A 20,511-nucleotide genomic window follows, 5' to 3' on the forward strand; every position below is an offset into this window, starting at 1 on the left:
TTTTTCTTTCAGCTTGGCCACCAGCGCCTCAAACACGGCTTCTTGCACGTAGACCCGCTCCACCGCGGTGCAGAGCTGGCCGCAGTGCGTGGTCTTGGAGCGCACGATGTCGTTGGCGGCTTTTTCCAGATCCGCATCGGCGGCCACGATGGCCGGGGTTTTACCGCCCAGCTCCAGCGACACCTTGGCGATGTTGACGCGCGAGTAGTCCAGCACGCGCTGGCCCGCGCCGACGCTGCCGGTGAGCGTGATCATGGCCACCTTGGGGTGGGTGCAGAGCACCTCGGCCTCGGCGTGGCCCATGGTGAGGATGTTCACCACGCCGGGGGGCAGGCCTGCGTCGAGCACCGCCTGGGCGATTTCGAAGGCCGAGCACGGCGTATGGTTGCTGGGGCGCACCACCACGGTGTTGCCGGTGATGAGGGCGGGAGCAATCTTGCGCAGCAAGGTGTAGACGGGGTAGTTGAACGGAATCAAACACGCCACCACGCCCATGGGTTCGCGGTGCAGCATGAGGTTCTCGCCAGGGGTGTCGCTGGGGATGATTTCGCCCTCAATGCGGCGCGCCCATTCGGCGTGGTAGCGGGTAATGTCTGCCGCGTACACCGCTTCATTCTCGGCATCTTCCAGGCTCTTGCCGGACTCCAGCGCCAGCGCCTGGCCGATGGCGGCCTTGCGGGCGACCAAGGCATCGGCGAAGGCGCGCAGGTGGTCGCCCCGCGCAATGCTGGTCAGCTTACGCCAGCCGCGCTGGGCGGCAGCGGCTGCGTCCACGGCGGCCAGGGCCTGCGCGGCGCTGGCGGCGCTGACCTGTCCGACGGTTTCTTCGGTGGCGGGGTTGGTGACCCTGTAGCTGGCACCGTTATCGGCGGCCACCCACTGGTTGTTGATGAAGTTGAAGTAATTCGTCATATCAAAAATAGCCCAGGGGGTGTTGCGCCATGTCGAGGTGCAGGCGGGTGCTGTCATACGGGTGGGCCAGGGCCACTGCTTCGTTGAGTTCCACGCCCAGGCCGGGTTCTTTGCTGGGGATGACGTAGCCGCCTTCCCACTGCAAAGGCTTCTTCAGCAAGGCCGCGTGGAAGCCGCCAAACTGCTGGATGCTTTCCAGAATCAAAAAGTTGGGGATGCAGGCCGCAAGCTGGATATTGGCCGCTGCCACGACCGGGCCGCAGTACAGATGCGGGGCGATTTGCGCGTAGTGCGCCTCGGCCATACCGGCGATCTTTTTGGCTTCCAGAATGCCGCCAACGCGGCCCAGGTTCGGCTGCAGAATGCTGGCCGCACCGGTTTCCAGCACCCGTGCGAATTCGTATTTGGTACACAGGCGCTCGCCGGTGGCCACAGGGATGCAGGTGTAGCGCGCCACCTCGGCCATGGACTCGGGGCGCTCGGGCGGAGTGGGTTCTTCGAACCACAGCGGGTTGTAGGGCTCCAAGCGGCGCGCCAGGCGCTTGGCACCGGACACGGTGAACTGGCCGTGGGTGCCAAACAGCAAATCGGCCTTGTCACCCACGGCTTCGCGGATGCGGGCGCAGAAGCGCTCCGACATGTCCATGCGCTCCAGCGTGGGCTGGCGCGGGTCGAACACCGAATAGCCGCCCACCGGGTCGAACTTGACGGCGGTGAAGCCTTCTTCCACATAGCGTGCGGCGCGCGCGGCGGAGCGGTCGGGGTCGCCGTAGAAGGATTCGTCTTCATCCGGGTCCGGGTACAAGTAGGTGTAGCTGCGCAGCCGCGGGTTCACCAGGCCGCCCAGTAGCTTGTAGACCGGTTGCTCCAGCGCCTTGCCGGTGATGTCCCAGCAGGCCATCTCGAGTGCGCTGAGCACGCCCATCAGCGAGATGTCGGGCCGCAGCGAAAAGCCTTCGCCGTAGGCGCGGCGCCACAGGGTTTCGGTCTGCATCGGGTCTTCGCCCTGGAAGACGCGGGCAAACAGGTCTTCGGCCATGGCCGCGACCACGTTTGGGCCGAAAGTGGCGGTGTAGGCCTCGCCAATACCTTCGATGCCGCAGCGGGTGCGCAGCTTGACGAAGACAAAGTAGCGGCCGCCAAAGCTGGGCGGCGGGTTGGCTACGATGAAGGTCTGGATGGATTCGAGTTGCATGCGGACTCCCGTGGATGTGGCAGAAAGTTTAGGCCCCCACTGCCCCGCCCGCCTTCGCCCGCGAAAAGATCAATCCAAGTAATTGATTTAGGGTGCTGCCGATGGCGGCTCGGACTGGCCGCCTTCCGCCGCAGCGGGTACCGGGTTCAGCCGGGGGTCCATCTGCAATACCGCCTGCGAGCCGCTGCCCATGACCACGTAGTCGGATTTGACAGCATGTTCGTCGGCATGCGGTGTGCGGTGGTAGCTGTAGCGCCATATCGCCAGCACCAGCAAGGTCAGCGCGCCCGCAAAATACAGCATCAAGGCCTCAGGGCCCATCCAATCCATCATGGCACCGCCCAAGGTGGGCCCGACCGTGGAGCCGATTCCGTACAGCAGCAGCAGGCCGCCGGTGACTTCCAGCACCCGCGAGGGGTCGATCAGGTCGTTCACATGGGCCACGCTCAGGCCATAGATGGAAAAAGACAGGCCGCCATACACCACGCCCATGGCGATCAACAGCATTTCATTGCCCTGTGCCATGAAATAGCCCGCCACCGCCACCGCGGCACTCAGAGCGCAGACCAGAAACAGCACCCGGCGGCGGTCGTGCCGGTCGGACAAATGCCCCACCGGCCACTGGAACACCGCCCCGCCAAGAATAGTGGCGGCCATGAAAGTGGCGATGCCCGCGTCGCTGAAGCCCGCGCCCTGGGCGAACACCGTGCCCAGGCTGAAGAACGCGCCGTTGAGCAAACCCGAGCCCACGGCACCGATCACGCCGATCGGTGAAATAGTGAACAACTCCAACAGGCCCAGCTTGGGCGCATCGGTGGGCACGGGCTCGTTCACCGGGGTCAGTGTGATCGGCAGCATGGCGAATGAGAACAGGATGGACACCAGCGCAAACGGCACAAAGCCGAACCTGTCGCCCACCAGAATCAGCCACTGGCCCAGCGCCAGCGCCACCCCGTTGACGGCCATGTAGACGGCAAATACCTTGCCGCGCTGCTGGCTGTTGGCCAGCACGTTGAGCCAGCTCTCCACCACGATGTACAGGCCCACCAGGCAGACCCCGGTGACAAATCGCAGCGTGCCCCAGGCCCAGGCATTGGCCCATAAGGCATGCATGATGGGCAGCGCCGAGGCCACTGTTGCCATCGAAGCAAAGGCTCGGATGTGCCCCACCCGGCGGATGATGACCGGGCAGGCATAGGTGCCAAACACAAAGCCCGCGAAGTAGGCCGAGTTGACCAGGCCGGTCACCAGAGAGGAAAAATGGGCGGCACTGGCCTGGGCACCAATGGCCGCAAACAGCAAGCCGGTACCGACCACCAGCATGCCCACCCCGCTGAGAAGTGAGGCCAGGGGGATGAGTATTTTGCGCACGAGCAATTCCTTGTAGGGGCCACCGCAGTGGCTGGGTGAAGTTAACACACGTCTGCTTACATTTTGTGGCCGGGTCGACCATGGCAAGGTGGAGCGCTTGCACCATCCGCGTGCAAAAAAACCTGCATGCGCCCCTTGTGCCTGCACCGATTCGGTGGCTGGCAGACCGGCCGCTGCGCCATGCACAACGGACCAAACGGGCGCGCGGCGGTGTGAAAGCTGCCTGCCACTTGACGGCCCGGTGGTCCACGGCAGCCACCCCGATGCCCGCTTTTCAAAGCCTGCGCAGGCGATTGTGGTGGCGTTTTTGGCCTGGAAAAAATGGCCCACATGACCAAGATACTTTTCTGCCCGCGCTTTGCATAAATTTACAAAGTCCAGAGCCGCATAACAGGCTGACCTTATCCGGCTAGCTGAAATCCGACACTAATTGATGGTGCAGCGACGCAGGTGCATTTACGTACTTGAACTGATAAAAATAATTGAATCACGCTTTGAAAATCAATTGCACGAATAAGCGGATATACCGATACAAGAAAAAAAACACACCCTATGATGATTAGCGAGTGCAAAGCCACTTTGCCCTTGGGGTAGTTGCATGATTTTTCAGGACCCTCCAGCGGACCCCTATCTATTGACCTTGAAGGAATTTTTGATATGCCAATGAACGACATCAACCCAGAATCGAGGATCATTCTGGACCGCCGCCAACTGATCACCGGTGCCGCTGCTTTAGGTTTGTCAGCGACCTTTGGTGCCATGCCAGCGATGGCGCAAAGTGCACCAAAAAAGGGAGGCACCTTGCGCATGGGTGTGGAAGGTGGCTCAGCTTCTGACAGCCTGGACCCCCGTACCTATGCCGATTCGATTGCCATCAACATCAGCCTGATGCTTTGGAATAACCTGGTCGAAGTGGCCGACAACGGCGATGCCACCGGCGAATTGTTTGAAAGCTGGGAAGTCAAGCCCGGTGCCGCAGACTGGATTTTTAATATCCGCAAAGGCATTACCTTTACATCCGGCAAAACGCTGGATGCAGACGATGTGATTTACTCGATCAATATGCACATGGGCGAAACCAAATCGCCCGCCAAAGCGCTGTTGGCCGATATCAAGGAAATCAAGAAGATTTCCCCCACGCAAATCCAAATTCTGATGACCAACGGCAATCTGGATTTGCCGTTCAATTTGAGCGATTACCACATCATCGTGGTGCCCAATGGCTACACCGATTTCAGCAAGCCCGACGGCACCGGTGCGTACACCATGGAAGAGTTCCAGCCTGGTGTGCGCGCAACCTTCAAACGCAAATCCGGTACCTACTGGAAACCCAAACGCGGCAATTTTGACCGTGTCGAACTGCGCTACATCGGCGATGCCGCTGCCCGCACCCAGGCACTGGTGACCGGCCAGGTCGACGTGATCAACCGCGTGGACCCCAAAACCGCCGGGCTGCTGGCCAAGAGCAAGGGTATCAAGCTGTCGCGCACGCCAGGCGCGGGTAACCGGTTCGCCTTTGTGGCGCACACCGATACAGCACCCTACAGCAATAACGACCTGATGCTGGCACTGAAGTTTGGCATCGACCGCAAGAAGATTGTGGACAACGTGTTCTCGGGCTACGCCTCGATCGGCAACGACCACACAGTGGGCGCGAAGATGAAGTACTACGACACCAAGCAGAAACTGCACTCGTACGACCCCGACAAAGCCAAGTTCCACTTCAAAAAGGCCAACATCACGGCCCCCATCGAACTGCAAGTCTCAGAAGGCGCCTTCTCGGGCGCCACCGACTCTGGCCAGGTGTTCCAGGAGTCGCTGTCCAAAGCGGGCATCAAGCTAGACCTGAAGCGCGTGTCGGGCGACGGCTACTGGGACAACGTCTGGCTCAAGGCACCCTTCTGCGCCGTGTACTGGGGCAACCGCCCGACCATCGACAACCAGCTGACCAGCACCTTCAAGGCCAACACCACCTGGAACGACACCCGTTTCAACAACCCCGAGTTCGAGAAGTTGCTGGTGGCCGCGCGTGTCGAGCTGGACCAGCCCAAACGCGCACAAATGTACGCGCGCTGCCAAGAGCTGATCAGCGAAAACTCCGGCATGGTGTGCTTTGCGGTGCAGGACTACATCGATGCATACAACACCAAACTGCAAGGTTTGACGGTCTCCGGTCGCTACGACCTGGCCGATGACCGCATCGCCGAAAAAGGCTGGTTTGCCTAAGCAACGCCACTTGCGATAGACACCATATGAAGGATTAGCGGGGTGGGTTTTTGCCCCACTCCGCTTTTTTATGGTTAACGACTTTCCTGGCCACTGTGTGCCGACCACACAGGTACAGCGGAGCTCTCATTTTGGATGCCAGTACGGCGCTTGCGCCGTCCAGCCCACTCGGAAAATGCCATGGCGAAATTGATATTGAACCGCTTATTTTTAGGCGTGCTGACACTGTTTGCAGTGTCGGTGTTGATCTTTGTATGTACCGAAATTTTGCCGGGCGACGTGGCCTCGGCCGTGCTAGGCCAAGGGGCTACACCCGATGCCCTGGCCGTATTCCGCAAGGAGCTGGGCTACGACATTCCGTCCTATCTGCGCTATTGGCACTGGCTGGTCGGCGTGATGCACGGCGACCTGGGTGTTGCGCTGACCAACAAGCGCGTGATCGTGGACGAGATCCTGCCGCGCCTGGGCAACACCATGTTCCTGGCGGGCTACGCGGCGCTGATTGCGATTCCGGTCGCAGTGGGCCTGGGGGTGTTTTCGGCCATCAACGAAGGCAAGATTTCCGACAAGCTGGCCAACATCGTGTCGCTGATTGCCATCTCGCTGCCCGAGTTTTTCATCGCCTACCTGCTGATCATCTTCCTGGGCGTGAATGTGGAGTGGTTTCCGTCGCTGTCTACGGTGTTTGCGGGCATGCCGTTTACCGAACGTGTCTACCAAACCACGCTGCCGGCCATCACGCTGACCCTGCTGGTGGCCGCACACATGCTGCGCATGACACGCAGCTCGGTGCTGTCGGTGATGTCCACGCCCTACATTGAAATGGCCTTCCTCAAGGGGGCCAAACGCAGGCGCGTCATCACCCGCCACGCCTTACCCAACGCGGCCGCACCCATCATCACTGTGATTGCGCTGAACCTGGCCTACCTGGTGGTGGGGGTGGTGGTGATCGAAGCCGTGTTTGTCTACCCGGGCCTGGGCCAGTTGATGGTCGATGCTGTCTCCAAGCGGGATGTGCCGGTGATCCAGGCCTGTGGCCTGGTGTTCGCCATGGTGTTTGTGCTGCTCAATACCGTGGCCGACATTTTGGTGATTCTGGTCAATCCCCGCCTGCGCCACAAACGCTAAAAGAACTAGGAAATCCCATGAAATTGTTTGGACAAAAACCCACCCTGTCGGCCTGGTTCGGCCTGACCATGGTGGCGATATTCATCTTCATCGCCCTGTTCACGCCCTGGCTGGCCCCGTACGCCGAGTCGGCCAACATCGGCGAAACCTGGGCTGAGCCCTCCAAGGCCATGTGGCTGGGCGGCGACCAGATCGGGCGCGACATGCTGACCCGCATTCTGTTTGGCACGCGCATGACGATTGGCGTAGCCCTGGCCATCACCCTGCTGTCATTTTTCATCGGCATCGTGCTGGGCTTTATCAGCGCCGTGGTGGGCGGCTGGGTGGATGTGTTTTTCAGCCGCCTGGTGGATGTGATGCTGTCCATCCCCGGCCTGATCTTTGCGCTGATCGTGCTGGGGGTTTTTGGCTCCAGCATCCCGGTGCTGATTTTGACGATTGCCGTGCTCGACTCCACCCGCGTGTTCCGCCTGTCTCGGGCCCTGGGCATGAACTTGTCGGTGATGGAATACGTGGAAGCCGCCCGCCTGCGCGGCGAAGGCCTGTGGTGGATCATCAGCCGCGAAATTTTGCCCAATGCCTGGGCGCCGCTGGTGTCTGAGTTTGGCCTGCGCTTTTGCTTCAACTTTCTGTTCATCGCCGGGCTGTCGTTTCTGGGCCTGGGCATTCAGCCACCGTATGCCGACCTGGGCGGCATGGTGCGTGAAAACGCCGCCGCCATCAATTTCGGGATGATGGCCCCGATCTACCCCGCCGCCACGATTGCCCTGCTTACGGTGTCGGTCAATCTGGTGGTGGACTGGATGTTGTCCATGGATGCGCGCCCCTCGGGCGCACAGGCCGAACTGTAATTAACACTGACTTGCGCAGCGCCCGTTTGCAGGGCCTACGGCCCGCCACATGGGCACTGCGCAAGTCTTAACAGAGATACCACCATGGAAGAAAACTTCATTCTGCAAATCAAGGGCCTCCGCCTGGAGAGCCTGGCGGGCAACGCCATTGTGGACAACGTAGACCTCAGCCTGCGCAAAGGCGAGGTGCTGGGCCTGATTGGCGAGAGCGGGGCTGGCAAGTCCACCATCGGCCTGTCCAGCATGTGCTACGCCCGGGCCGGGGTGCACATTGCCGCGGGCGAAATCATTCTGGATGGCGTGAACATCCGAGCCCTCAACGCCGAAGGGCGGCGCAGTGTGCGCGGCAAACGCGTGGCCTATATCGCCCAGTCGGCCTCGGCGGCCTTCAACCCGGTCCACACCCTGATGGACCAGGTCTGCGAAGCCCCGCTGATCCACAAGCTGATGACACGCACCGAGGCCGAGGCCTGGGCGCGCCAGCTCTTCAGATCGCTGGACCTGCCCAACCCGGACACCTTTGGCGCGCGCTACCCGCACCAGGCCTCGGGCGGCCAGTTGCAGCGCGCCATGGCGGCCATGGCTATGTCGTGTCGGCCCGATGTGCTGGTGCTGGACGAACCCACCACCGCACTCGACGTGACCACCCAGATCGAAGTGCTGATCCTGCTCAAATCCCTGATCAAGCAGTACAACACCGCCGCGCTCTACATCACCCACGACCTGGCCGTGGTGGCCCAGGTGGCCGACCGCATCAAGGTGCTGCGCCACGGCAAAGAGGTGGAAGAAGGCCAGACCCAGCAAATCCTGACCCACGCCAACCAGGACTACACCGCCCGGCTGGTAGCCGTGCGCGGTGCGGCGGCCAGCGAACGGGCCAACGAGGCCACCGTCAAGCCAGAAACCGTGTTGTCCATCCAGGACTGCCACGCTTTCTACGGCGACTTCCATGTGGTCAAAGGTGTGTCGCTCACCGTCAAAGGCGGCGAAACCGTGGCCGTGGTGGGTGAATCGGGTTCGGGCAAATCCACCCTGGCGCGCATCGTCACCGGCCTGCTGCCGCCCAAAAGCGGCGACATCGTGTTCCAGGGCAAGGCCTTGCCGCGCGCCCTCAAGGCCCGCGACAAAGAGCTCAAACGCCGCATCCAGTTGGTCTACCAGATCCCCGACGTGGCCATCAACCCGCGGCACAACCTGCTCGACATCGTGGGCCGCCCGGTGCAGTTCTACTTTGGTCTGGGCCGCCAGGCGGTGCTGGAGCGGGCCAAGGAACTGATGGCCCTGGTGGAGCTGCCGGTAGAGTTTTTGCAGCGCCGACCCGGCCAGTTGTCGGGCGGGCAAAAACAGCGCGTGTGCATTGCCCGCGCCCTGGCCGCCAAACCTGAGCTGATCATTCTGGACGAACCCACGTCGGCGCTCGACCCGCTGGTGGCCGAGGAAATCCTCAAACTGCTGCGCAAGCTGCAGGCCGAGCTGGGTTTGTCGTATGTGCTGATCACCCACGACCTGGATGTCGTGCACCGCATCGCCCACCGCACGGCGGTGATGCTGCAGGGCCAGTTTGTGGCCTTCGACCAAACCGACAAAATCTTCCACAACCCCGAGCACGCCTACACCCGCAAACTCATCACCGCGGTGCCGGAGATGCGGGTGGACTGGCTGGACGGCGTGCTGGCCGAACGCGCAGCGACCGCCTGATCCGCGCTTTAAACCCCAAGGGCCGGGCTCTCAAGTCCGGCCCTTTTTCATTCTTTTTTCCATGACCAACCATACCGCACGCGGCATCTTGTGTTTGTGCCTGGGCGTGCTCGTGTTTTCACTGCAAGACGCGATCATCAAGCAGGTCAGCGGCGCCTATGCGCTCACCGAGGTGGTGGCCATCCGCTCGCTGGTCGGGATACCGGTGCTGCTGGCGCTGGTCCAGCACGAAGTGGGTTGGCGCGCCCTGTTCACACCGCGCTGGGGCATTTTGGCCCTGCGCGCGTTGATTTTGTTTGTCTCGTACACGGCGTACTACATGGCGTTTCCGGCGCTGCCGCTGGCCGACGCAGTAGCGCTGTATTTCACGGTGCCCTTGTTCGTCACCGCGCTGGCCGGGCCGTTTCTGGGGGAGAAATCCAGTTGGAAAGTCTGGCTGGCGGTGGTGGTGGGCTTTGCTGGGGTGATGGTGATGCTGCAGCCCGGCAGCGGCCTGTTTGAGCCTGCGGCCCTGTTGTCGCTGCTGTCGGCGGCCATGTACGGCAGCTCTATGCTGATGGCGCGCCGTCTGGGTACCAGCCAGGCCGCGTCGGTGATGTCGTTCCACCAAAACGCGTTTTTTCTGTTCGGCGCGCTGGCCACCGCCCTGGTCTTGCACCAGCTGGGCATTGTGCGGGCCGAGCATCCCAGCCTGGCGTTTCTGGTGCGCCCCTGGGTCCAGCCCACCCTGCTGGACGGTACGCTGATGGCCGTCTGCGGCGTGGTGGCCGCCGTCGGCACGCTGTTTTTGACCAGCGCCTACCGCATGGCCCGGGCCAGCATCGTCACCCCGTTTGAGTACACCGGCATTCTGTGGGCCCCCACCTGGGGTTACCTGTTCTTCCACGAGGTGCCGCGCGCCACCACGGTGCTGGGCGGGGCCATCGTGGTGATCGCCGGGCTGGTGGCGCTGCGCGCAGCAAAGCAACGCTAAAAACCCACAAGCCGTGACGGATCGCGGCTTTCTTAAATACTATGCATTTTGTAGCTGCCAGTGCAGGTGCCATCTGCGCTGATGGCCAAAAAAGCATGTAACTTTAGTGCATAGATATCCCTTCCAGAGATACCGTGGAACTGGCTTTGCCAGGCCACTGGTATCGCCCCCTGCAAGGGGGTTGGCGAAAAATGCGCAGCACTGCAGCCTGGGGGTGAGCCAAAGTTACTCGTCGCTGAGCAGTACGTTGTAAATGACTGCGCCGAGGATCGCACCGACGATAGGTGCCACCCAGAACAGCCACAGGTCGCCCATGGCACCAGGCACAAACAGTGCGGGGCCGGTGCTGCGGGCAGGGTTCACCGAGGTGTTGGACACGGGGATGGACACCAGGTGGATCAGCGTCAGGCACAGGCCGATGCTCAGGCCACCAAAGGCCCCGGCGGCGCGCTTGGCGGTAGAGCCCAAAATCACGATCAGGAAGATGGCCGTCATCACCACTTCGCAGACCAGCACCGACACCATGCTGAAGCCGCCGGGCGAGTGGGCACCATAGCCGTTGGTGGCAAATGCACCGGCACCGGTAAAGGCCTTGGCCGCATCAAAGTCGGCCTTGCCCGAGACGATCACATACAGCACCCCGGCTGCGGCGCAGGCACCCAGCACCTGCGAGATGATGTAGCCCGGCAGACCGGACGCGGGGAAGCGCTTGCCCACCGCCAGGCCAATCGACACGGCCGGGTTGAAGTGGCCGCCCGAAATGGGGCCCAGCGCGTACGCGCCCGTCACCACCGTCAGGCCAAAGGCCAGCGACACGCCGAGCAGGCCGATGCCCACGCCCGGAAACGCCGCGGCCAGCACGGCGCTACCGCAGCCGCCCAGCGTGAGCCAGAAAGTGCCGAGAAATTCGGCCGACCATTTTTTGAGATTGCTGTCCATAAAGTCACTCCTAAGTTGTTATTGCATTCCACATGCCGTCGCCTAGCGCGGTACCGGCATGCGGCGGCCATCATCGTCGCAGGGGAATGTGGCGCTGGCAACTAATGCACATAAACGGCTGTTTTTTGACAAAAACTTTGTATACGACAGTTACAAATTAAAAACCTCATTGACAAGCCAACGCGTTGTAAGTGGCCACAGGTCTTGCAATCGGCCCGTCCGGCCATAATTGAGGGTTGCCCGGCACCGGTGTGTTCCAACGCGTGCCGACACCTCTTTTTTGAAACATCCACACACGAACATGACCAAGCAAACGCTTTCCTTCCAGGCCGAAGTGGCCCAACTGCTGCATCTCGTCACCCACGCGCTGTATTCCAACAAAGAAATCTTCATGCGCGAACTGGTGTCCAACGCCTCGGACGCGTGCGACAAGCTGCGTTTTGAAGCGATTGCCAACCCTGGCTTGTACGAAGATGCGCCCAATCTGGAAGTGCGTGTGTCCTTCGACACCGCCGCCAAGACCCTGACCATCACCGACAACGGTATCGGCCTGACCCAGCAAGAAGCCATCGACAACCTGGGCACCATCGCCAAGAGCGGCACCAAGGACTTTGTGTCCAAAATGTCGGGCGACCAAAAGGCCGATTCGCAACTGATCGGCCAGTTTGGCGTGGGCTTTTACTCTGGCTTCATCGTGGCCGACCGCATCACCGTGGAATCCCGCCGTGCCGGTACGCCCGCGAATGAAGGTGTGCGCTGGTCCAGCGACGGCGGTGCCAGCGGTGGTGGCGCTTTTGAAGTCGAAGGCATCACCCGCGAAAAGCGCGGCACCAGCGTCATCCTGCACCTGCGCGACGACGCGCTGGAATACGCCTCCGCCTGGAAGCTCAAGTCCATCATCGGCAAATACTCCGACCACATCAGCCTGCCCATCCTGATGGAAAAGGAAGAATGGAAAGATGGCGACCTGATCAACCCCGAAGACGAAAACGGCGGCCGCCAGCCCGGTGGCATGGTGCAAACCGGCGAATGGGAAGCCGTCAACAAAGGCAGCGCCATCTGGGCCCGCGCCAAGAAAGACATCAGCCAAGAGCAGTACGACGACTTCTACAAGCAGATCAGCCACGACTTCGAAGCCCCACTGGCCCACACCCACAACCGCGTGGAAGGCAGCACCGAATACACCCAGTTGCTGTTCGTGCCCGGCAAAGCCCCGCAAGACCTGTGGAACCGCGACAAAAAAGGCGGCCTGAAGCTCTACGTGAAGCGCGTCTTCATCATGGACGATGCCGAAGCCCTGCTGCCCAGCTACCTGCGCTTTGTGAAGGGCGTGGTCGATTCCGCCGACCTGCCACTGAACGTGTCGCGCGAACTGCTGCAAGAAAGCCGCGACGTCAAAGCCATCCGCGAAGGCTGCACCAAGCGCGTGCTGGGCATGCTGGAAGATTTGGCCAAGCACAACGCGCTGCCCGAGGCCTCGGCCGATGGCGTGACGGATGTGGTGTCTGAAGAAGACAAGGCCCTGGTCGGCAAATACAGCCAGTTCTACGCCGAATTCGGCGCGGTGCTCAAAGAAGGCCTGGGCGAAGACTTCGCCAACCGCGACCGCCTGGCCAAGCTGCTGCGCTTTGCCAGCAACACCACCGACACCACCACCGTGTCGTTCGCCGACTACAAGGCGCGCATGACAGAAGGCCAGGAAGCCATCTACTACATCACCGCCGACAACGCCGCCGCCGCCAAGAACAGCCCCCAGCTGGAAGTCTTCAAGAAAAAGGGCATCGAAGTGCTGTTGATGACCGACCGCGTGGACGAATGGGCGCTGAACTACCTGCAAGACTTTGACGGCACGCCGCTGCAGTCCGTCGCCAAGGGCGCGGTCGATCTGGGCAAGCTGCTCGACGAAGACGAAAAGAAAGCCGCCGAAGCCGCCGCCGAAACCTTCAAGCCGCTGCTGGCCAAGCTGAAAGAGGCGCTGAAAGACAAGGCCGAAGACGTGCGCGTCACCACCCGTTTGGTGGATAGCCCCGCATGCCTGGTAGTGCAAGACGACGGCATGAGCACCCAGCTCGCCCGCATGCTCAAGCAAGCCGGCCAGGTCGCCCCTGAAGTGAAGCCAGTGCTGGAAGTGAACGCCGAACACGCCTTGGTGAAGAAGCTCGAAGGCTCGGTGCACTTCAACGACCTGGCGCACATCTTGTTCGACCAAGCTCTGCTGGCAGAGGGCGGTTTGCCGGCCGACCCCGCAGCGTATGTGAAGCGCGTGAATGCGTTGCTGGTGTAAGTGGATTTAAAGAAAAGGTGGCTTTAGCGCAGGTAGCACCTGCGCTAGCAGCTATTTAATTTGTAGCTTACGCGATCCCCAAAGCCCCGCCGTCGCACAACGGACGGGGCTTTTTTGCGCGCGGAGGTGTTCGTGTATTAGCGCTAACACGCCTTGTGCTTAGGCCCGTATTTTGCTTAACTTCGGTTCCGAGGTTTCTTTTACTTACAGGGCTTATTCCATGTCATTTCGCGTCAAACTTCTTCCTCTTTCCATCGCCTTGGCAGCCGTATCGCTCAGCGGCACAAGCCTGGTGCATGCCGAGGACCAGGTCGTCAAGCTCGGCCATACCGGCCCGCTCTCTGGCGCCAACGCCTTTGCCGGCAAAGACAATGAGAGCGGAATCCGCATGGCGGTGGATGACCTTAACGCCAAGAAGCTGGTGGTGGGTGGCAAGACGCTGAAGTTTGAACTCGAATCCGAAGATGACCAGTGCGACCCGAAGGCGGGCGTCGCCGTAGCGCAAAAACTCATGGATGCAGGCATCAAGTACGTCTTTGGCCCTTACTGCTCCGGCGTCGCGATCCCGGCTTCCAAGGTGTATGACGACAGTGGTGCCATTCTGTCTACCGTGGGCAGCAACCCCAAAGTCACCATGGGCGGCTACAAGAATGTGTTCCGGATCATTGCCGGGGACAACCTGATCGGCACCAGCTTGGCCCAGTACGCGGTCAACGGCCTCAAAGCCAAAACCGCTGCCGTGATTGACGACCGTACCGCCTTCGGCCAAGGGCTGGCAGACGAGTTTGTGAAAGAAGCCAAGAATCTGGGCCTGACCATCGTCGGCCAAGAATTCACCACCGACAAGTCCACCGACTTCAGCGCCATCCTGACCAGCATCAAGGGCAAAAAGCCCGACGTGATCATGTACGGTGGCTATGCAGCGCAGGCCGGCCCCATGACCAAACAAATGAAGGGCTTGGGCATCACGGCCAAACTGCTGGGCGGAGACGCTATTTGTGTCGCCGAGACCGGCAAACTGGCCGGCGATGCCGCCGATGGCAATGTGTTCTGCGCGCAGGGCGGTGCCATTTTGGACAAGGTGGCTGCCGGCCCCGCATTCCGCGATGCGTACAAGAAGCGTTTCAACCGCGACCCCGATGCCTATGCGGCTTCTTTCTACGACCAGGTCGAGTTTGTGGCGACCACCATGCAAAAACTCAACACGACCGACGCGGCCAAGGTCGGCCCCGAGCTGCACAAGGCCAGCTACAAGGGCATTGTGACGACCTACTCGTATGACGACAAAGGCAACCTGAACAAAGCACCCATCACCGTCTACACCTTCAAGGGTGGCAACCCCACGCCCATCCAGTAAGCGCTTTTCAACCCTCTCTGATGGGGCAACGGCCAGCGGGCCGTTGCCCTTTTTTACTATGAAAAATATCGCTGTTATTGGTGCCGGGTTTGTCGGCCTGTCTGCGGCGTACTGGCTGATGCGCGATGGCCATGCCGTCACGCTGTACGACCCCGCCGGTGCGGCCGGTGGCGCATCTTTCGGCAATGCCGGTACGTTTGCCAACTACGCCTGCATTCCGGTCAACAACCCCACGGTGTTTCGTGATTTGCCCCGCTACCTGCTGTCGGCCACCAGCCCGCTGCGGGTGCGCTGGGGCTATTTGCCGCAGCTGATGCCCTGGCTGCTGGGTTTTTTGCAGTCTTCCACCACCGCCCGCTATACCCACTCGGCCACGGCACTGGCGGCACTGTTAGGGCGCGCGCAAGGTGGCTATGACGATCTGATTGCAAACGCCGGACTGGATCGATTCATCTGCCCGCGCGAATGCCTGTATTTGTATTCCAGCGCTGCCAATTTTGAGGCCGCACGCCCCACGCTGGCGTTACGCAACTCACTGGGCATCCAGACGCGCGTGCTGGACAAAGCCGAGGTCACCGCACTCGAACCGTCCCTGCAACCTCTGTTTGAACGTGGTGTGCTGTTTGAAGGGTCTTGGCACCTGTCAGACCCGTCGGCGTTTTTGCACAGCTTGCAGGCCTGGCTGGTGGGCAAAGGCATGCGCGTGCAAGCCGCACAGGTGACCCGCCTGCAGCCATCGGCCGATGGCGTTGTAGTAGAAACGCCTGACGGCAGCGCGCAGCATGATGCCGTTGCCATCTGCGCGGGTGTGCATTCCAAAACCCTGGCGGCCCAGTGCGGCGATGTGGTGCCACTGGAGGCAGAGCGGGGCTACCACGTGATGTACCCCGATACCTCCGGGATAACGCCGCTCATCTCGCGCCCAGTGGGCTGGGCAGAGCGCGGGTTCTACATGACGCCGATGGCCCAGGGCATCCGGGTTGCGGGCACCGTGGAGCTGGCCGGTCTGGGCAGTACCAAGCACCAAGGTTTGCTCGACCTATTGCACTTTTCGGCGCAGCGCGCGCTGCCCGCATTGGGTGCGCCTACCGCCCCTTGGTTGGGCTTCCGGCCGAGCCTGCCGGATGGGCTGCCGGTGCTGGGGCGCTCCCGTGCGTCCAGCCGCGTGGTCTACGCATTTGGCCACCAGCACATTGGCCTGACGCTGGGTGGGCTAAGTGGCATGCTGGTGGCAGATTTGGTTGCCCAGCGGCCGTCGGCACTGGACTTAAGCCCCTTCGAAGCGTCGCGGTTTCAATCTTAGTCAGACGGGGTTTTCCATGGGTGTGTGGAGTCCAACAACACGGCACCCGGACACACGCCGAGCGCCGTCAGCACGGGCAACTTGCGCAGCACGAACACCTGGGCCAGCCGGTCCAACTCTGCCAGATTGTCTGCATCGGTGCCCAGCGCTTGGCCGTTGACCAGTAATTTTTTGCCTTGCGGTGCCAGCACCTGCCAGACCCGGGGCGCCAGATCCGACACCTCGCACGGTGTCTCCAGCGCCGAGCACAAAAACAGCTGCTCGATACGGTTCAGCAGCACGGCACCGCCGGTCAGCGGGCTGGCAAGATGGGCGATGTCACCGCTGCCCAAGGCTTTGCCCAGCAGGTAGATGTTGAGCCGGTCGGTGTGGGGCCGCGCGCTGGCCAGCGCTGCGTCGGTCTGTACGGTGGCTATATCGCCGTTGGCCTCCAGCAAGGCCAGCGCCTCCACCATCTGCGGCAGTTCGGCCGGGGTGTTGGCACAGGCTTGTTCGAGTTCGCCGATGCTCTGGGGCACATGGTCGGCCAGCGCGTCCAGCAGCGGGCCGAACACTGCGGGGTCTAGCGGCGTGTAGCCGAGTTCCGTGACCACGCCGGATGCCACATCCGCGCGCGGCGTCTGCAGTACGACACGCAGGCTGCGTAAGGCCTGCACCTGCTCTAGAGGAGTGAGCGGGCGGACTCCCTTGACCCAGTAGTCCTTGCGGAATTGCTGGTTCACGCAGAAGTCGCGTACCGACTCACGGAACACCGGGTCGGCGATGCCATTCAGCAAACTCTGCTGCTGCGGCGACAGGTTCAAACGGTCGATATCGTGGTGGCCTGAGCAGGCATAACGCAGCTTCGCGGGCTGCAGCGCTGCGGCCATGTCGGTAAACGACATCGGCCGCCAGCTGCTGTTGAAGAACTCGTGCGCAAGATAGTGGGTGTCCTGCCCCTTCATGGAGGCGACCAGCGCCGCCATTGACGGATTAGCCCGGGCAAACGCCGGGTCGGAGGCCAGCAAGTCCTCGGCAAACGCCACCGCCGCCTGGATGCGGCTGGAGATGCCGTCCCCCGGTGCGGCAACGTGCTGCGCATAGTGCAGCAGCAACTCGCGCACCGGGATGGACGCAGCCCATCCCGGCTGGGTGTTGTAGCCCACGTAGACCACGCCGCCGAGCTTGAGTTTGCGGCGGATGAAGTCCACGATGAGCGCGCGGTTCTGGTCCGAGACCCAGCTCCACACCCCATTCAGCCCAATGAAATCGAAATCGGGCAAATCATCGCGCACGCAGAAATCGGCGAAGGCTTCGTCGGTCAGTCCCAAGCGTGCGCCGGAAGCCGTCGCCAGCGCGTTGGCATGCAGCGCCTGGTCGGGGTTGAAGTCGTTGCCATGCCATGCGACCGGGGACGCGGCGGCATGGATGTTGACGCTCAGACCCTGGCCAAAACCCAGCTCACAGGCCGTTCGCACCTCTGGCACCGCCAGCCCGGCGCGCAAGAACGGCAATTGCAAACGCAGCGGATTGAGTTCCGCAATGTAGGCGTGGGGATAAGCCAGTTCGGCGACGTAGCCTTCGGTCCAGTCGGTATTCATGCGCTTGGATTCTATCGACGCCCCCCCTTTTACATAAGGAGGGGTTCAAGCCCTTACCAAATGTAGCCCCCAAACACTTGTAAAACAGAGATGATTTACATGCGAACAGTGGCCACGCGTTCGCAGCCCTTATTTTTTGCAAAGGAGTACCCGCCTATGACCACCCACACCGTCCGCCTGCACCGCGTGCTGCGTGCGCCACCCGAGCGGGTGTACCGCGCTTTTCTCGATCCCGATGCCCGGGTCAAATGGCTGCCTCCGCACGGGTTCACGGCCAAAATCCACCATTCGGAGGAACGGGTGGGCGGCAGCTTTCGCATGTCGTTCACCAACTTTGGCACCGGCAGCAGCCATTCCTTTGGCGGCACCTACACGGAACTCACGCCGCACACGCAGATCCGCTACACCGATACGTTTGACGATCCGAACCTGCCAGGCGAGATGCAGGTCACGGTGTCGCTGCACCCGGTGGCCTGTGGCACCGAGCTGAGCATCGTGCAGGAAGGAATTCCGGCGGCGATTCCGGTGGAGTTCTGCTACCTGGGCTGGCAGGAGTCGCTGTTGATGCTGGCCCAACTGGTCGAGCCGAATATTCCCGATGGGGCCTGAAGCAACGCTGAACCCGTCCCTCACGGCAACAGCGTTTGCTATCTTTTAAGTAGCACCCAGCGCAGGTACTACCTGCACTGGAATCCGATTCAATGCCACAACTTCCGTTGCTGCCAGCGCGCCCGCTGCAGGGCGCACAGCTCCCAGACACCCCAGACCAAACAGGCCGGCACCGCCACCAGGCGCATCACCGCCGCTTTGCGTAACAAGACCATGGTTGGCTCCTCTTAAAACAGAACGCCCACCCTAAACCCGCCGCGTGACAGGCGCGTGACCGTGTGCAATAGCCGCGCAGTGCGCTGGATTAGCCCCCGCAGAGCCGCCCGCATCGCTATCCTGTCCTGCGTGCCCAACCCATCCCCCTTTGAACTGCCTGAGCTGGATGCGCTGGAGCGCACCATCGCCCTGGGCGGCAGCCACCTGCAGGCGCGCACCGTGTGCCGCGTGGATCTGCCGGGCGGCGGCAGCTATCCGGTGCGCTGCATCACCTTAGGCAACCCCGCGCTGGACCTGCCGGCCGTCGGCTACTTTGGCGGCGTGCACGGGCTAGAGCGGATTGGCGCGGGCGTGGTGATCGCCTACCTGCACAGCCTGGTGGAGCGGCTGGCCTGGGACAGTGCGCTGCACCGCCAACTCGAATCCGTGCGCCTGGTGTTCATGCCCATCGTCAACCCCGGCGGCATGGCGCTGGGCACGCGGGCCAATCCGCAGGGCGTAGACCTGATGCGCAACGCGCCGGTGGATGCGCGCGAGCCAGTGCCGTTCATGGTGGGCGGGCAGCGGCTGAGTGCGCGGCTGCCGTGGTTTCGCGGGGCGTTTGGCGCGGCCATGGAGGCCGAGAACCAGGCCGTATGCGAAGTGGTGCAGGCCGAGCTGCTGTCGCGCGCCTTCAGCCTGTCGGTAGACTGCCATTCGGGCTTTGGGGCCAGCGACCGGCTGTGGTTTCCTTACGCCCACACCCGCACGCCCATCGCCCACCTGGCCGAGATGCACGCGCTGAAAAACATCTTCACCGCCTCGCACAGCCACTACCGCTACATCTTCGAGCCGCAAAGCCTGCAGTACCTGGCCCACGGCGACCTGTGGGACCACCTGTACCGGCAAGCCAGCACGCAGCCCGGGCGCATCTTTTTGCCGCTGACGCTGGAGATGGGTTCCTGGCTGTGGGTCAAGAAGAACCCGCGCCAGCTGTTCTCGCGCCACGGCATCTTCAACCCGCTGATTGCCCACCGCCAGCAGCGCGTGCTGCGCCAGCACCAGTCGCTGCTGGACTTTCTGGCCCGCGCCGCCCACGGACACCGGCTGTGGCTGCCAAGTGCCGAGTTGCGCACCTACCACCACGCGCAGGCCAGCCACCACTGGTATGGCAGCCGTCCATGAACCGCCTATGAGCACCTGGATTTTCTTGCGCGGCCTGACCCGCGAGAGCGGCCACTGGGGCGCATTCACCGCGCAGTTTGAAAGCGCCCTGCCCGGCTGCGAGGTGGTGGCGCTGGACCTGCCCGGCAACGGCAGCCTGTGCCACCAAGCCAGCCCGCTGCGGGTGCCAGACATGGTGGAGCACTGCCGTGCCGAACTGGACCGCCGCTGGCTGCCGCCGCCCTACCACCTGCTGGGCATGTCGCTGGGTGCGATGGTGGCGGTGGCATGGTCGGCGGCACACCCGGACGAGGTGGCGGCGCAGGTGCTCATCAACACCAGCCTGCGCCCGTTCAGCCCGTTCTACCAACGGCTGCGGCCCCGCAACTACGGGCTACTGCTGCGACTGGCGCTGCTGGGGGCCGACCCCGAGGACTGGGAGCGCAGCATCCTGCGCATCACCAGCCGGGGCGGGCAAGATGCGGTTTTACCGCAGTGGCTGGCCCTGCGCGCCCAGCACCCCGTGACCCGCGCCAACGCCCTGCGCCAGTTGCTGGCCGCCGCCCGCTACCGTGCACCCAAAGTTATGACCATCCCCACGCTGCTGCTGGCCAGCGGGCAAGACCAGTTGGTGTCGGTTGCCTGCTCCCAGGCCCTGGCCCGGCAGTGGCAGTGCCGCCTGCAGGTGCATCCCACGGCAGGGCACGACCTGCCGCTGGACGATGG

General features: G+C 62.2%; 17 protein-coding genes. 11 read left to right on the plus strand and 6 right to left on the minus strand.

All coding sequences use genetic code 11. From position 1 onward, the window contains the following. The 3 genes from ABI213_RS22015 to ABI213_RS22025 form a co-directional block, all read right to left on the minus strand. Positions 1–912, minus strand: a 912-nt coding sequence (locus tag ABI213_RS22015) for an aldehyde dehydrogenase family protein (protein ID WP_348028680.1), incomplete at its 3' end; no start/stop codon positions are given. Position 913: 1 nt separating this feature from the next. Beyond that, positions 914–2,107 carry a mandelate racemase/muconate lactonizing enzyme family protein gene (locus ABI213_RS22020; protein ID WP_348028682.1) on the minus strand — a complete coding sequence of 398 codons (1,194 nt, stop codon included), beginning with the start codon at positions 2,105–2,107 and terminating at the stop codon, positions 914–916. A gap of 87 nt (positions 2,108–2,194) precedes the next feature. Then, positions 2,195–3,478 (minus strand): MFS transporter, encoded by a 1,284-nt coding sequence (locus ABI213_RS22025; protein ID WP_348007781.1) that lies wholly within the window; start codon positions 3,476–3,478, stop codon positions 2,195–2,197. 657 nt (positions 3,479–4,135) lie between these two features. Here ABI213_RS22025 and ABI213_RS22030 point away from each other — a divergent pair. The 5 genes from ABI213_RS22030 to ABI213_RS22050 all read left to right on the plus strand — a co-directional run bounded on the left by ABI213_RS22030 (position 4,136) and on the right by ABI213_RS22050 (position 10,354). Then, on the plus strand, positions 4,136–5,704 hold the full coding sequence (locus ABI213_RS22030; RefSeq protein ID WP_348007782.1) for an ABC transporter substrate-binding protein: 1,569 nt from the start codon (positions 4,136–4,138) through the stop codon (positions 5,702–5,704). A gap of 180 nt (positions 5,705–5,884) precedes the next feature. Continuing rightward, a complete protein-coding gene (locus ABI213_RS22035) occupies positions 5,885–6,832 on the plus strand; it encodes an ABC transporter permease (RefSeq protein ID WP_348007783.1) in 948 nt (315 codons plus the stop codon). 17 nt (positions 6,833–6,849) lie between these two features. Further along, the gene (locus ABI213_RS22040; protein WP_348007784.1) at positions 6,850–7,683 is read left to right on the plus strand and encodes an ABC transporter permease; all 834 of its coding nucleotides are present in this window, start codon (positions 6,850–6,852) and stop codon (positions 7,681–7,683) included. Positions 7,684–7,767: 84 nt separating this feature from the next. Beyond that, complete coding sequence (locus ABI213_RS22045; protein WP_348007785.1) at positions 7,768–9,381, plus strand: ABC transporter ATP-binding protein; 1,614 nt, start codon at positions 7,768–7,770, stop codon at positions 9,379–9,381. 61 nt (positions 9,382–9,442) lie between these two features. Next, positions 9,443–10,354: a DMT family transporter gene (locus ABI213_RS22050; RefSeq protein ID WP_348028684.1), complete on the plus strand. Its 912-nt coding sequence runs from the start codon at positions 9,443–9,445 to the stop codon at positions 10,352–10,354. A 225-nt stretch (positions 10,355–10,579) separates the two neighbouring features. On the opposite strand, the gene aqpZ is transcribed toward ABI213_RS22050, so the two are convergent. Then, on the minus strand, positions 10,580–11,293 hold the full coding sequence (aqpZ, locus tag ABI213_RS22055) for an aquaporin Z (RefSeq protein WP_348007787.1): 714 nt from the start codon (positions 11,291–11,293) through the stop codon (positions 10,580–10,582). Positions 11,294–11,594: 301 nt separating this feature from the next. On the opposite strand from aqpZ, the gene htpG reads away from it, so the two are divergent. From htpG to ABI213_RS22070, 3 genes are all read left to right on the plus strand, one after another. Then, positions 11,595–13,577 (plus strand): molecular chaperone HtpG, encoded by a 1,983-nt coding sequence (htpG, locus tag ABI213_RS22060; protein WP_348028686.1) that lies wholly within the window; start codon positions 11,595–11,597, stop codon positions 13,575–13,577. A gap of 220 nt (positions 13,578–13,797) precedes the next feature. Next, entirely contained in the window at positions 13,798–14,934 is a 1,137-nt protein-coding gene (locus ABI213_RS22065; protein WP_348028688.1) for a branched-chain amino acid ABC transporter substrate-binding protein, read from the plus strand. Positions 14,935–14,992: 58 nt separating this feature from the next. Then, positions 14,993–16,237 (plus strand): FAD-binding oxidoreductase, encoded by a 1,245-nt coding sequence (locus ABI213_RS22070; protein WP_348028690.1) that lies wholly within the window; start codon positions 14,993–14,995, stop codon positions 16,235–16,237. On the opposite strand, the gene ABI213_RS22075 is transcribed toward ABI213_RS22070, so the two are convergent. Next, positions 16,234–17,817, minus strand: a complete 1,584-nt coding sequence (locus ABI213_RS22075) for a methyltransferase regulatory domain-containing protein (RefSeq protein WP_348028692.1) — start codon at positions 17,815–17,817, stop codon at positions 16,234–16,236. The genes ABI213_RS22070 and ABI213_RS22075 overlap by 4 nt on opposite strands. Positions 17,818–17,973: 156 nt before the next feature. Here ABI213_RS22075 and ABI213_RS22080 point away from each other — a divergent pair, with 156 nt between their 5' ends. After that, positions 17,974–18,426 carry an SRPBCC family protein gene (locus tag ABI213_RS22080; protein ID WP_348008712.1) on the plus strand — a complete coding sequence of 151 codons (453 nt, stop codon included), beginning with the start codon at positions 17,974–17,976 and terminating at the stop codon, positions 18,424–18,426. A gap of 89 nt (positions 18,427–18,515) precedes the next feature. On the opposite strand, the gene ABI213_RS22085 is transcribed toward ABI213_RS22080, so the two are convergent. Beyond that, positions 18,516–18,641, minus strand: a complete 126-nt coding sequence (locus ABI213_RS22085; protein WP_348008713.1) for a hypothetical protein — start codon at positions 18,639–18,641, stop codon at positions 18,516–18,518. A gap of 130 nt (positions 18,642–18,771) precedes the next feature. On the opposite strand from ABI213_RS22085, the gene ABI213_RS22090 reads away from it, so the two are divergent. Further along, the gene (locus tag ABI213_RS22090; RefSeq protein WP_348008714.1) at positions 18,772–19,806 is read left to right on the plus strand and encodes a M14 family zinc carboxypeptidase; all 1,035 of its coding nucleotides are present in this window, start codon (positions 18,772–18,774) and stop codon (positions 19,804–19,806) included. Between the two features lie 7 nt (positions 19,807–19,813). After that, the coding region (locus tag ABI213_RS22095; protein ID WP_348028694.1) for an alpha/beta hydrolase at positions 19,814–20,511 on the plus strand (698 nt) is incomplete at its 3' end.

This window comes from Rhodoferax sp., assembly GCF_039922535.1.
Lineage (GTDB): Bacteria > Pseudomonadota > Gammaproteobacteria > Burkholderiales > Burkholderiaceae_C > Rhodoferax_B.

Excerpts from the sequence above, each read along its gene's own strand:
- ABI213_RS22020 (WP_348028682.1), bottom strand. The coding sequence starts at position 2,107 with ATGCAACTCGAATCCATCCAGACCTTCATCGTAGCCAACCCGCCGCCC.
- ABI213_RS22030 (WP_348007782.1), top strand. The coding sequence starts at position 4,136 with ATGCCAATGAACGACATCAACCCAGAATCGAGGATCATTCTGGACCGC.
- ABI213_RS22035 (WP_348007783.1), top strand. The coding sequence starts at position 5,885 with ATGGCGAAATTGATATTGAACCGCTTATTTTTAGGCGTGCTGACACTG.
- ABI213_RS22040 (WP_348007784.1), top strand. The coding sequence starts at position 6,850 with ATGAAATTGTTTGGACAAAAACCCACCCTGTCGGCCTGGTTCGGCCTG.
- ABI213_RS22045 (WP_348007785.1), top strand. The coding sequence starts at position 7,768 with ATGGAAGAAAACTTCATTCTGCAAATCAAGGGCCTCCGCCTGGAGAGC.
- ABI213_RS22050 (WP_348028684.1), top strand. The coding sequence starts at position 9,443 with ATGACCAACCATACCGCACGCGGCATCTTGTGTTTGTGCCTGGGCGTG.
- aqpZ (WP_348007787.1), bottom strand. The coding sequence starts at position 11,293 with ATGGACAGCAATCTCAAAAAATGGTCGGCCGAATTTCTCGGCACTTTC.
- htpG (WP_348028686.1), top strand. The coding sequence starts at position 11,595 with ATGACCAAGCAAACGCTTTCCTTCCAGGCCGAAGTGGCCCAACTGCTG.
- ABI213_RS22065 (WP_348028688.1), top strand. The coding sequence starts at position 13,798 with ATGTCATTTCGCGTCAAACTTCTTCCTCTTTCCATCGCCTTGGCAGCC.
- ABI213_RS22070 (WP_348028690.1), top strand. The coding sequence starts at position 14,993 with ATGAAAAATATCGCTGTTATTGGTGCCGGGTTTGTCGGCCTGTCTGCG.
- ABI213_RS22075 (WP_348028692.1), bottom strand. The coding sequence starts at position 17,817 with ATGAATACCGACTGGACCGAAGGCTACGTCGCCGAACTGGCTTATCCC.
- ABI213_RS22080 (WP_348008712.1), top strand. The coding sequence starts at position 17,974 with ATGACCACCCACACCGTCCGCCTGCACCGCGTGCTGCGTGCGCCACCC.
- ABI213_RS22085 (WP_348008713.1), bottom strand. The coding sequence starts at position 18,641 with ATGGTCTTGTTACGCAAAGCGGCGGTGATGCGCCTGGTGGCGGTGCCG.